Origin of the sequence: Eubacterium sp. CAG:156 (assembly GCF_000434315.1) — a bacterium.
Taxonomy (GTDB): domain Bacteria; phylum Bacillota; class Clostridia; order Lachnospirales; family Lachnospiraceae; genus Eubacterium_U; species Eubacterium_U album.
In genome coordinates, this window is sequence record NZ_FR878109.1 from 1 (window position 1) to 12,658 (window position 12,658).

Here is a 12,658-nt window from a genome sequence, read left to right on the forward strand (position 1 = left end):
ATGTTAAATGTCCTCATGAATTTAGATTGACATATAATGTTATTAGCAAATCATTTGATTCAAATTATAATTATGATAATGTTACAGAGGCACTTGACAAAGATGTACTTGAATTAGTAGAAGATTGGTTTAATGAGTGTAATAAAAGCATCAGTGAATAGGAAAAAGAAATTGTTTTTTATAACGAAACGAAAAAGAAAAATGAGGACGCAAGGGGATTTGCAATAACAAATTTTTTTAAATATGTAACCGACTAAAAAGCGAAAATCAAAAACTGTTTTTTTGCCTTGAATTGTATAGATAAATGTGATAGATATATATGTATATAAAAAATTGCCATGAGGAGGAAGATGAAATGAGAGATGAAGTTATTGAAATTTTAGCAATGATTAATCCAGCAATTGACGCTGAAGATGAAGACCTAAATATTGCAGAAGATCTTGACTCTATGGATATCATCGCATTAATTGCTGAACTTGAAGATAAGTTTGATATCGAAATCACAATGGAAGAAAAGACAGAAGAAAACTTCCAGAATGTAGATACTTTAGTTGAAATGATTAAGCGTTTACAGTAATTTAAAATAACAGAATATTAGATTAGAGCCAAGCGCATTATTTTTATTTAAATAAAAATAGTTGAACTTGGCTCGTTGTGTATAATGAAGAAATTTTACTATAATCGAATTAGTAAAAATTTACGACAGGAATAGAAATTTACGACAGGAGTAGAAAATGGCAATTATTGATTATAATTTTATGTCTCAATCACTAATGCATCCCACAACAGTCAAACTAGTTATGCCTTGTAATAATAAGCCTGAATATGTAATGATTTTTTTGCATGGAGTGTTAAGTGATGCTAATAATTGTGTTAGTAATATGGATGTGCAGGGAATGGCTGATAGATATAAAGTAGCATTTATAATTCCAAGCTGTGGAAACAGTTTTTACATAGATCATGGAGTCGCATTTGGAAATTATGGAAAATTTGTAGGCACAGAACTTCTTGAGAGAATGAGAAAGCAATTCAGTCTTCCAATGGACAGGGAACACACCATTATTGCAGGATTCTCAATGGGAGGATATGGTGCAATAAGAAACGGTGCAAAATATTGTGATACATTTGGCACCGTAATAGGTTTATCTTCGGCATGCCTATATGAAAAATCAGTCAATGAACTTAATAAAGGAAAATTTGGTTATTACAAATTACAAATGTTTGATAAGGTCTTTAAGGAAAAATCAGTTCCGGGTAATTTTAGCGAGAATTACAAATATGTAATTGAAGAGAAATTAAAGAAAGGAAAAAAATTACCATTCTTTTACATTTCATGTGGCAGGGAAGAAGAACTCAGACAGATTAACACTGAATTTGTTAATTATTTAAAAGAATTACATGTAAAATGTTATTACAATTTATCTCACGGCGAACATAATTGGCAATTGTGGTCTAGGGAAATAGATAAGGCTCTTATGTATGTTACCGGTGGTGAAGGTGAAAATAGTTTTGTGGGTAAAGGTGTATAAAAATAATGAAAAAAATTGAAATTAGGAAAATGACATATACAGAAAAAAGGTATTGGGACTAAATGAAAATTGCTGTAATGACGATGAATTAAATTTGTGTCTCGTAAAGGAATTATAATTTGTATAATTGTATTGCAGAAATTAGTCATGCATTAATATTAAATATAATCAATATATCTATACAGAAAAATCAAAATAAAATATTAAATAAAATCAAGGATGTTTTAGAACAAACATAGAGTTAAAGGGCTTTTGACAAAATTATAAAAATAAATTTAGTCTTATGAGTATTCAAATGTTGACATTGAAATAATTTGTGAGTAAAATTTATCTTATGGGTCGAGTAAAGTATATACGAGACTAAATAAAGTGCAATAGCAATCAGAGATAACTTGCCTTTTGCAGGGCACCAATCCTTACTGATAGTATTACACAGATAAATCGGAGGAAAAAAATATGGACAAGAAGAATATTGATTGGTCAAATTTAGGTTTTGGTTATGTTCAGACAGAAAAGAGATTTGTCTCAAATTTTAAAGATGGTAAATGGGATGATGGTCAGTTAACTGATGATGCAACAGTTGTTATCAGTGAATGTGCTGGTGTATTACAGTATGCACAGACATGTTTTGAAGGAATGAAAGCTTACACAACAGAAGATGGTCGTGTAGTAATATTCAGACCTGACTTAAATGCAAAGAGAATGGAAGATTCAGCAAAGAGACTTGAAATGCCTGTATTCCCTCAGGATAGATTTGTAAAAGCAATTGAAGAAACAGTAAAAGCTAACTTAGATTATGTACCACCATATGGTTCAGGTGCTACATTATATATCAGACCTTATATGTTTGGTAGTTCATCAGTTATTGGTGTAAAACCTGCTGAAGAATATCAGTTCAGAGTATTTACAACACCTGTTGGACCATACTTCAAAGGTGGCGCAAAGCCTATCACAATCAAAGTAAGTGATTTTGACAGAGCAGCACCTCATGGTACAGGTCATATCAAAGCCGGACTTAACTATGCTATGAGTTTACATGCAATCGTTACAGCCCATGCAGAAGGATTTGACGAAAATATGTACTTAGATGCAGCAACAAGAACAAAGGTTGAAGAAACAGGCGGAGCTAACTTTATATTTGTTACAAAAGACAACACAGTAGTTACTCCTAAGTCAAACAGTATTCTTCCTTCAATCACAAGACGTTCATTAATGTATGTTGCAGAACATTATTTAGGGCTTAAAGTTGAAGAAAGAGAAGTATATTTTGATGAAGTAAAAGATTTTGCAGAATGTGGTCTTTGTGGTACAGCAGCAGTAATCTCACCTGTAGGAAAGATTAATGACCATGGTAAGGAAATCTGTTTCCCAAGTGGAATGGAAGAAATGGGACCTATTACTAAGAAATTGTACGATACATTAACAGGAATTCAGATGGGAAGAATTGAAGCTCCTGAAGGATGGTTATACGAAATTAAATAAAAGTATATAATCTAAAAAATAATATACAAGTTAAAAGATGCAGTTGTGGACGAGTGTTTGCAGCTGCATTTTTGATTTTAAATGACCACTTTATTTCTTGATAATTAATTTGATTAATTATATACTTAAGTTGCAACAGCAAAGTATGAATACAATAGTAAGAATTTGAAGTTTTGATAAAAATTAAATCACGAAAGAATAGGAGTGACAGGTTGTAACCTGAGAAGATAGAAAATTATGCAAAATAAAGACAAATGTATTGCTATATTTAAAACATTTATGAAAATTGGAGCGTTTACTTTTGGTGGTGGATATGCGATGTTACCTATGATTGAACGTTCCATGGTTCAACAGAAAAAGTGGATTACAGAAGAAGAAATGACAGATATGGTTGCAATTTCAGAAGCAACTCCGGGACCGATAATGGTGAATCTTGCTACATTTGTAGGAAGTAAAATCGCAGGAGTGCCGGGAGCAATAATGGCTACATTAGGAGTGATTGTTCCATCATTTTGTGCAATAACAATTATAGCTATGTGTATGAGACAAATAAGTGATATGATGCTTGTAAAATACGCTTTTGTTGGAATAAGAGCGGCGGTTTTAGTATTAGTTGTAAAAGCGATAGGAGTTGTTTATCGTGGATGCAATAAAAGTGTATTTGCCTATATAATAATGGGACTGGCATTGTTGTTGGTTGCATTTTTTAATGCTAATGCAATAATGGTACTTATAATAGCAGCAATATTAGGAATAGTGTATTCAAAACCATGGAAAGGGGAAGATAAATGATATATTTAAAATTATTTATTAACTTTTTCAAAATTGGTCTTTTTACCTTTGGTGGCGGATATGCAATGATTCCCATGATACAGGAACTTGTACTTAGCAACAAATGGATGGACACAAAGCAAATGGTAGATTTTATTGCAATCAGCGAAACTACACCAGGACCGCTTGCAATTAATATGTCAACTTATGTTGGATATGAGGTCGCAGGAATACCAGGAGCAATCTGCAGTACATTTGCAGTAGCATTACCATCATTCATAGTTATTATTCTTGTCGCAAGAGCTTATAAAAAATTTAAAGATAATAAAGTCGTTGTTGCAGTGATGAACGGAATAAAACCGGCAGTCGTAGGACTTGTCGGAGCAGCGGTTTTATCTGTTGCAGGAAATGTATTTACCGTTGGAAACTCAGTTTCAAAAATATTAACATCGGATAATCTTATATCATTAATAATAGTTATTACGTCAGCAGTTATGGCGATAAAAAAGAAAAATCCGGTAATCATTATATGTATTGGAGCCTTGTTGGGCATTATATTAAAATTTGCAGAAAGCATAATAATGTAGAACTGCAAATTAATTGTTTAAATCTTAAAATAAAAAATTAGGAGGGTTTTATGGAAAATTTATACGACAAAGCAAGCGAAATTTTAAATCAGGTAAAACAGGCGGTTGTTGGCAAAGATGATGCAATAGATAATATATTTGCGGCAATTTTAGCCGGTGGACATATTTTGATAGAAGATATGCCTGGAGTAGGAAAAACAACAATGGCTTTATCATTTGCAAAAGCAATGGGAATATCAAAGAAAAGAATACAGTTTACTACGGATATTATGCCGTCAGATTTGGTAGGTTTTTCAATTTATGATAACGAAACAAAATTATTTAAATATCAGTCAGGAGCTTTGATGTGTAATTTATTTTTGGCGGATGAAATAAATAGAACATCACCGAAAACACAGGCAGCGTTATTAGAGGTAATGGAAGAAAAACAGATAACAGTAGATGGTGTTACAAGAAGTCCGGGGAAACCATTTGTTGTAATTGCAACAGAAAATCCGGAAGGCTCAGCGGGTACACAACCGTTGCCGGATTCTCAATTAGACAGATTTATGATTTGCATTCACATGGGGTATCCGTCAGTTGATGAGGAAGTAGAAATTTTAAAAAGAAGACAAAAAGGAAATCCAATAGAAAATGTAAGACAGGTTTGTACTGCAGAAGATATTATTGCAATGCAAAATGAAATAAATGATATTTATATACATGATTTAGTATTTGATTATATTGCAAGGCTTGCAAAAGCAACGAGAGAAGATGAATTACTTAAAGCAGGTTTAAGTCCAAGAGGAACAGTTGCACTTGCAGGTATGAGCAGGGCATTAGCATGGATGGACAAAAGAAATTATGTTATTCCTCAGGATGTAAGCAATGCATTTGAGCCGGTTGCATTACATCGAATTACATTAAGCACAAAAGCAAAAGTAGGAAATGTAAAAAAAGAAAGCATTACAAAGAAAATAGTGGCACAGGTTAAAGCACCAATTGTTAGAAATAAGTAGAGAGGACGCTATGATAAAAAGATTAATAGAGTATATTATTTTGATTCTACTTACGATAATATTATTTTTCTTATACGATGATGAGATAGTAGGAATGATGCTTGTTATGGAGATAGTGTATTTACCGGTTTCTGTTATTTATATAAATTTGTGCAAATTATTTGTAAATGTACAAATGAAAAATTTGCAGCCTGTTGTAGAAAAAAATGAAAAATGTTCAATATTATTTGAAACAAGCAGTAAAGCATTTATTCCTTCGGTAAATATTGTGCTAAATATAGCTGTCAAAAACAGATTTACGGGAAAAAGTAAAAAGATAAAATTACGTGGGAAAACAAATGGAAAAAATAAGAATGAAATATATTATGACGTTGAGTTTAACCAGTTCGGAAGCGTAATTATCTCATTTGACAGTTATGAAGTACTAGATTGGTTTGGCATTTTTTCTTTAAAGAAAAAAGTCGAAGAGAAAGAAAATATATTAATATATCCGGAATTAAAACTTGTAAATGTAGAGGTAAAACAAAGTACAAAAAAATTTATAACTGAGGCGGACTATTATTCTACATATGAATCGGGAGATGATCCGTTAGAAACTTATCAGATAAGAGAATATAGAGAACAGGATTCAATACATGATATACATTGGAAACTATCAGCAAAAAATGACAAGCTTCTTGTTAAAGAAAGGGGAAAACCTGAAGGGTGTGCAGTGTTGATATGGGTTGATTTCTGTGGCAATAGCAAAGATAAAAAAAGCATAATTGAATCAATAGAAATTGCAACCGATATTTCATTTTCACTGCTTCAGGAAAAATGCAACAATGTGGTTTCATGGTATGACGGACAAAGATTGAAAACAGTTAATTTTAAGATAACATCATTGGAAAATTTATACCAAATGCTAAACGAAATATTGATTACAGATGTACACAAACTGCAGGAAGAAAATAGTTATGCATTAAATGATAAATTAGAAAAAGAAAACTATAGCACTGTCATAGAAATGAAATCTAATGGAATTATAAAAATTAATGATAGTGAACTTAGAATAACAAAAAACAAAAATAAAATACAATGGAAAAAATTATATTTTGAAGTATAAAAAACAAATTTATATTAATAAAATTGTCTGAATTATGTTTTAAAATAAAATAGTAAAATAGTTTATTACTAATTTTAAAATTAGCAAATTTCGTTGAAAGGCTTATATAAAATTATGGAGAAAAATGCATTGAAGGGTTGGAATAATAAAAGCATACTAGATGTTGGTGTTAAAATCTGTATTTTAGCTTTTTTAATTGTGACTTTATTTAATACAATTTTTTACGAATTTAAAATAAATGCAAATATAAAAAGATTGATATTAACTGTATCAATAACATTAATTATTGCGTATATATTTGTATATTGTTTTAAATATATTTACAAATGGATACTTATAATTGGGGGAATGAGTTGTGTAACTTTAGTTACATGGACTTTCGAAAATCCTGAAGTTGCATGTGCTCATCTTATAAGAGGTATTTCGCCTATTTCTGAAGCCTATTATTCTATTTATAAAAAATATAATAATATTTTAAATTCAAATTATATCCTTGATTATTCAGATTTAAAAACAATAGGAATTAATAAATATTTGTCATTAAAGGAAATAACTAATGTAAAAGATAACTGGGAATTTTGGGTTATTGTAACATTAGTGATTTTTGTGATTTCGATTACATTTGTCTTAATTACAAAAAAGGAAAAAGGATTTTTCGTGGTTACTTTATTTATGGTAATTCCTATTGCATTAACATGTACTGTTGGAGCATTCCCATCAACTGAAAACTGCTTATTTATAATTGGCGGAGTAATGGTATATAGATTATATTTTGTTTTTAAAAAGCACGGAAATGTAATTGGGAGCGTAGTTGCCGGAGGGATAGTTTTAACTGTTCTTATGTGTTTGGCTTTTGGAATGAGACCATATATTAAGGAAAATAAAAAAATAAATGAACTTAAATATATTGAGGTAAAATCCAGTATTCAAAATTTTCAACTTAAAGAATTACCTACACAGATATTATCGTTTTTTGGAGGACCGTTTAGAAATGATAAAATAGTTTTGAATGGTAATTTGAATAATAGTAGTGAACGTACAATTACGGGAACAAAAATGCTTAAAGTAACATTAACTCAAATGCCAGAGGGAACGTTTTATATTAAAAATTTTGTGGGTGAAACTTATAAAAACAATAAATGGAGTGAGTTTAGTTTATCTGATTTAGAAAAAGATTCTAGTGGCTATAGATTGATGAAAGAAGCTGACAACCGAAAAAGAATATATGGGGAAACTTACAATAGAATAAATCATTCAAGAGTGCCGGCAGCATTACAAATTGCAACATTAGATGTTTTTGCAGAATGTAAGAATATTGCATTTGTGCCATATTATGCAAAAGTCACAGATGATGATACGGTGAATGGACATGGAAATCTAAATTTTATAAGTGGAGAGAATTCAAAAACATATCAGAAATATAATTATTTTCCAATGGAAGATGCTATGGCATTGGATGAGATGGATTATGGTAGTGATTTTGAAGACTGGAAAACTTATGAAAACAAAGTGGCGAAAATTGTAGATGAGCAGATTCCGGACAAATTGAGTAAAATAAGAGAATATAAAAGTAAGATATATTCTGACAATATAGATGATGTATCAAGTAATATTGATAAATTATTTTCAAATGGATTTAAATATACTTTAATGCCGGGAAAGACTCCGTCAGGGCAGGATGTATCAGAGTATTTTTTGACAGAGAGCAGAAAAGGATTTTGTGTTCATTTTGCTACAACTGCAACATTAATGTATAGAATGTGTGGAATCCCAGCAAGATATGTGGAAGGATTCGCAATCCCATCGAGTGCATTTGAAAGAGATAAAAATGGACATTATACGGCAGTTGTGACAGATAAGATGGCGCATGCATGGACAGAAGTGTTGAATTCATATATCGGGTGGGTTGTTAAAGATCATACAATAGCTGACACATCCTTAACTGAAGCTGAATCTGTTAATAGCCCGGAAGAAAAAGAGAATGAAAATGTAACTAATAAAATTGTAGAAGCAACAACTTTACAAAAACAGGTTAATGAGACACAAAGCAATGAAAAGAAAAATACTGATTTAGAAAATTCAAATGAGAGTGACACGAAAAATAGTGATAATACAAACATAAACGGAAATAGAAAAGTGATGGTTGGCATTATGTTGCTAGTTATAATTGCAGTCGTGATTTTATTTGTCGAATTTAATGCATTAAAGAAGAAAAAATTACGAAAATGCAGAAATATGTCTGCTGTTGAAGCGTATACTTATCTTTATTGCGTTGGAAGAAGAATGTGCGCAGGCAAAAATAATTTAAAAAGAAAAACATTAAGTGGTGCAAATCCAATAAATGTGAAGGCTAGAAGTTTAAATAAAGGAAACAGAGAAGAATCAAATATAAACAAGAAGAATAATTTGAATAAACAGACAATTGAATATGATGAATTTGAATATATAATGAATGAGTTGGATATTGTGAATAAAGAAGAGTGGAACTGGTTATACAAAAAGGCTTTGGAAGAAAAATTTTCTGATAAAAAGATAGAAAGTGAAGATGAGAAAAAAGCATATTTTATTTATATTAATTTTAGAAATAAATTAATTAAGAAAATGAAAAAAGATAATAGATATGGTAAACTAATTTGGCTTAGAATTAAAGGAATGTAAATTTTATAAACTATAGAAATGTTTTTCCTTTAATTATTTAAAAATTCGATATTTTTCACCTAATTTTTTATATTTCACTAGACAAAGAAAATATAATTTGTTAAAATTATAACAATCTCAGTGGACATAGGGATAACTGCGTGAATTAATGGTATTCACACAAATTTTACATATATTTTAAATGCGGTTTATTGCAAGATATATTGGCCTATGTTATCATTGAACAAGAGTGTGTCGTAAGGGATTACTTAGAATATATATTACAAAAGCGACGCGTAATTAAATTATTTTATATGGAGGATATTTATCATGTCAAAGAAAGTAGTTATTGCAGGCGCATGCCGTACAGCTATTGGTAAAATGGGTGGAGCTTTAAGCACAACTCCAGCACCTGTTTTAGGTTCTATCGTTATTAAGGAAGCTCTTAACAGAGCAGGCGTTCCAGCTGATCAGGTTGATCACGTATATATGGGATGTGTTATCCAGGCAGGTCTTGGACAGAACGTTGCACGTCAGGCAGCACTTAAGGCAGGACTTCCAATTGAAACACCAGCTGTAACAGTTAACGTTGTTTGTGGTTCAGGTCTTAACTGTGTAAATATGGCAGCACAGATGATTCAGGCAGGAGATGCTGATATCGTAGTTGCAGGTGGTATGGAAAACATGTCAATGGCACCATATGCTTTACCACAGGCTAGATTTGGTTACAGAATGAACAACGGAACAGTTGTTGATACAATGGTTAATGATGCTTTAACAGATGCATTTAACAATTACCATATGATGATTACAGCTGAAAACGTAGCTGATCAGTGGGGACTTACAAGAGAAGAATTAGATGAATTCTCAGCTAACTCACAGCAGAAATGTGAAAAGGCTATGGCTGAAGGAAAATTCAAAGATGAAATCGTTCCTGTTGAAGTTAAAACAAGAAAACAGACAATCATCGTTGATACAGATGAAGGACCAAGAGCTGGAACAACAGTTGAAACTCTTAGCAAGTTAAGATGCTGCTCAGGTAAGCCTGATGGAGTAGTTACAGCAGGTAATGCATCAGGAATTAATGATGGTGCAGCAGCAGTTGTAGTTATGAGCGAAGAAAAAGCTAAAGAATTAGGTGTTACACCAATGGCTACATTCGTAACAGGAGCACTTGGTGGTGTTGATCCATCAATCATGGGTGTTGGACCTGTTGCTTCTACAAAGAAAGCATTAGCAAAAGTTAATATGACAATCGATGATATGGACTTAATCGAAGCTAACGAAGCTTTCGCAGCACAGTCTGTAGCAGTTGCAAGAGACTTAAAATTCGACATGAGCAAAGTAAACGTAAACGGTGGTGCAATCGCACTTGGACATCCTGTTGGAGCTTCAGGTTGCCGTATCCTTGTTACATTACTTCACGAGATGCAGAAGAGAGACGCTAAGAAGGGTCTTGCTACATTATGTATCGGTGGTGGTATGGGATGTACTACAATCGTTGAACGTGACTAATAAAAAATAAATGAAATGCAGATGATGGATTGTTAATTGAAGTTAATAACTTTTTAATCTGTTAGAGAATAAGTTAATAATTTTTACATATGCATTTCGTCTTAAGCAATCAGGTGAGCTCTTTCACATATTGAAATAACGGTGATGGGGCTTACCTGTTTGAAGTGTAAATTGTTTTTTTGAGATGGCTCAATATAACAAATATTTTACTTTTATAGCCCAAAGCGTAGAATGCTATTTGCTTTGACTTTTATATTAAGGAGAATAAATATGGAATTTATCACATATGAACAGGAAGGATTTGTAGGTGTTCTTACAATCAACCGTCCAAAGGCACTTAATGCTTTAAATAGCCAGGTACTTACTGAATTAGAAGAAACAATTGATGCAATTGATATTAATACAACAAGAGCATTAATTATCACAGGTGCAGGCGAAAAATCATTCGTTGCAGGTGCAGATATAGGAGAAATGTCAACACTTACAAAAGCAGAAGGTGAAGCTTTTGGTAAAAAGGGAAATGATGTATTTAGAAAGATTGAAACATTAGAAATCCCTGTAATCGCTGCTGTTAATGGATTTGCATTAGGTGGTGGATGCGAAATTTCTATGAGCTGTGATATTAGAATCTGTTCTGAAAATGCAATTTTTGGACAGCCTGAAGTAGGTCTTGGAATTACACCTGGATTTGGTGGAACACAGAGACTTGCAAGAATTGTTGGACCGGGAATGGCTAAACAGATGATTTATACAGCAAGAAACATTAAGGCTGCTGAAGCTTTAAGAATTGGTCTTGTTAATGCAGTATATCCTGTAGAAGAATTAATGGATGCAGCTAAGAAGATGGCTAATGGAATCGCTATGAACGCTCCAATTGCTGTCAGAGCTTGCAAGAAGGCAATTAACGAAGGACTTGAAGTAGGTATGGACGATGCAATCGTAATCGAAGAAAAATTATTCGGTAGCTGCTTCGAAACAGAAGACCAGAAGGCAGGAATGGGTAACTTCCTTGAAAAAGATAAAGAAAAGAAATTAAAGGTAGTACCATTTGCAAATAAATAAGCGGAATGCTGAATTTATATTCAGATAATATTTATATTTTCATTTAGGAGGAAAAACAATGATAGTAGGAGTTATTGGTGCAGGAACAATGGGTGCAGGAATTGCACAGGCATTTGCAATGACAGACGGATATGAAGTACGTCTTTGTGACATCAAGCAGGAATTTGCTGATGGAGGAAAGGCAAGAATTGAAAAGAACATCAACTTCCTTGTTGGTAAAGAAAAAATCACAGCAGAAAAAGGTGCTGAAATTTTAGGAAAAATCCAGACAGGATTAAAAGACATCTGTACAGACTGCGATTTAGTAATCGAAGTTGCTCCAGAAGTAATGTCAATTAAGAAAGAAACATTTAAGGAATTACAGAGCATCGTAAAACCTGAATGTATTTTTGCTACAAATACATCATCATTATCAATCACAGAAATCGGTGCTGGACTTGACAGACCTATGATTGGTATGCATTTCTTCAACCCAGCTGACAGAATGAAGTTAGTTGAAGTTATTGCTGGTGGAAACACACCTAAGGAATTAGTTGAACAGATTAAGACAATCGCTACAGAAATCGGAAAGACTCCAGTAGAAGTTGCTGAAGCTCCAGGATTTGTTGTTAACAGAATCTTAATCCCAATGATTAACGAAGCAATCGGAATCTATGCTGACGGAATCGCTTCAGTAGAAGATATCGATACAGCCATGAAGCTTGGTGCATCTCATCCAATGGGACCATTAGCATTAGGTGATTTAGTAGGTCTTGATATTGTACTTGCTATTATGGAAGTACTTCAGGCTGAAACAGGTGATCCAAAGTATCGTCCACATACACTTCTTAGAAAGATGGTACGTGCAGGAAAGCTTGGAAGAAAGACTGGCGTTGGTTTCTACGATTACAGCAAATAATACAATATACATGAGAGTTAGGGAGTGCCACTAGTCGATGATTAGTGGTATCCCCTTATATATTTATTTAATTT

General features: G+C 32.4%; 10 protein-coding genes and 1 pseudogene. All 11 read left to right on the forward strand.

Translation table 11 applies throughout. The features are described 5' to 3' along the window. The first annotated feature begins 355 nt into the window (after positions 1 to 355). Entirely contained in the window at positions 356 to 577 is a 222-nt protein-coding gene (locus ABMA45_RS00175) for a phosphopantetheine-binding protein (protein ID WP_022087867.1), read from the forward strand. Positions 578 to 734: 157 nt separating this feature from the next. Further along, positions 735 to 1,529 (forward strand): alpha/beta hydrolase, encoded by a 795-nt coding sequence (locus ABMA45_RS00180; RefSeq protein WP_022087868.1) that lies wholly within the window; start codon positions 735 to 737, stop codon positions 1,527 to 1,529. Positions 1,530 to 1,976: 447 nt separating this feature from the next. Further along, positions 1,977 to 3,011, forward strand: a pseudogene (locus ABMA45_RS00185) (branched-chain amino acid aminotransferase); the annotation flags it as partial. A gap of 237 nt (positions 3,012 to 3,248) precedes the next feature. After that, positions 3,249 to 3,803 carry a chromate transporter gene (locus ABMA45_RS00190; protein WP_022087870.1) on the forward strand — a complete coding sequence of 185 codons (555 nt, stop codon included), beginning with the start codon at positions 3,249 to 3,251 and terminating at the stop codon, positions 3,801 to 3,803. Beyond that, the gene (locus ABMA45_RS00195) at positions 3,800 to 4,369 is read left to right on the forward strand and encodes a chromate transporter (protein ID WP_022087871.1); all 570 of its coding nucleotides are present in this window, start codon (positions 3,800 to 3,802) and stop codon (positions 4,367 to 4,369) included. Before ABMA45_RS00190 ends, ABMA45_RS00195 begins: the two co-directional genes overlap by 4 nt. Before the next feature lie 50 nt (positions 4,370 to 4,419). Continuing rightward, entirely contained in the window at positions 4,420 to 5,367 is a 948-nt protein-coding gene (locus tag ABMA45_RS00200; RefSeq protein WP_022087872.1) for an AAA family ATPase, read from the forward strand. A 10-nt stretch (positions 5,368 to 5,377) separates the two neighbouring features. Continuing rightward, positions 5,378 to 6,472, forward strand: coding sequence for a DUF58 domain-containing protein (locus ABMA45_RS00205; RefSeq protein WP_022087873.1), 1,095 nt, complete (start codon positions 5,378 to 5,380; stop codon positions 6,470 to 6,472). A 129-nt stretch (positions 6,473 to 6,601) separates the two neighbouring features. Beyond that, positions 6,602 to 9,130 (forward strand): transglutaminase-like domain-containing protein, encoded by a 2,529-nt coding sequence (locus tag ABMA45_RS00210; protein WP_022087874.1) that lies wholly within the window; start codon positions 6,602 to 6,604, stop codon positions 9,128 to 9,130. Between the two features lie 309 nt (positions 9,131 to 9,439). Continuing rightward, complete coding sequence (locus tag ABMA45_RS00215; protein ID WP_022087875.1) at positions 9,440 to 10,624, forward strand: acetyl-CoA C-acetyltransferase; 1,185 nt, start codon at positions 9,440 to 9,442, stop codon at positions 10,622 to 10,624. 270 nt (positions 10,625 to 10,894) lie between these two features. Next, positions 10,895 to 11,686: an enoyl-CoA hydratase-related protein gene (locus ABMA45_RS00220; protein WP_022087876.1), complete on the forward strand. Its 792-nt coding sequence runs from the start codon at positions 10,895 to 10,897 to the stop codon at positions 11,684 to 11,686. A gap of 58 nt (positions 11,687 to 11,744) precedes the next feature. Beyond that, positions 11,745 to 12,584 carry a 3-hydroxyacyl-CoA dehydrogenase family protein gene (locus tag ABMA45_RS00225; protein WP_022087877.1) on the forward strand — a complete coding sequence of 280 codons (840 nt, stop codon included), beginning with the start codon at positions 11,745 to 11,747 and terminating at the stop codon, positions 12,582 to 12,584. Positions 12,585 to 12,658: the final 74 nt, after the last annotated feature.

Coding starts and splice junctions, on each gene's coding strand:
- ABMA45_RS00215 (WP_022087875.1), top strand. CDS start 9,440: ATGTCAAAGAAAGTAGTTATTGCAGGCGCATGCCGTACAGCTATTGGT.
- ABMA45_RS00200 (WP_022087872.1), top strand. CDS start 4,420: ATGGAAAATTTATACGACAAAGCAAGCGAAATTTTAAATCAGGTAAAA.
- ABMA45_RS00225 (WP_022087877.1), top strand. CDS start 11,745: ATGATAGTAGGAGTTATTGGTGCAGGAACAATGGGTGCAGGAATTGCA.
- ABMA45_RS00180 (WP_022087868.1), top strand. CDS start 735: ATGGCAATTATTGATTATAATTTTATGTCTCAATCACTAATGCATCCC.
- ABMA45_RS00220 (WP_022087876.1), top strand. CDS start 10,895: ATGGAATTTATCACATATGAACAGGAAGGATTTGTAGGTGTTCTTACA.
- ABMA45_RS00175 (WP_022087867.1), top strand. CDS start 356: ATGAGAGATGAAGTTATTGAAATTTTAGCAATGATTAATCCAGCAATT.
- ABMA45_RS00195 (WP_022087871.1), top strand. CDS start 3,800: ATGATATATTTAAAATTATTTATTAACTTTTTCAAAATTGGTCTTTTT.
- ABMA45_RS00205 (WP_022087873.1), top strand. CDS start 5,378: ATGATAAAAAGATTAATAGAGTATATTATTTTGATTCTACTTACGATA.
- ABMA45_RS00190 (WP_022087870.1), top strand. CDS start 3,249: ATGCAAAATAAAGACAAATGTATTGCTATATTTAAAACATTTATGAAA.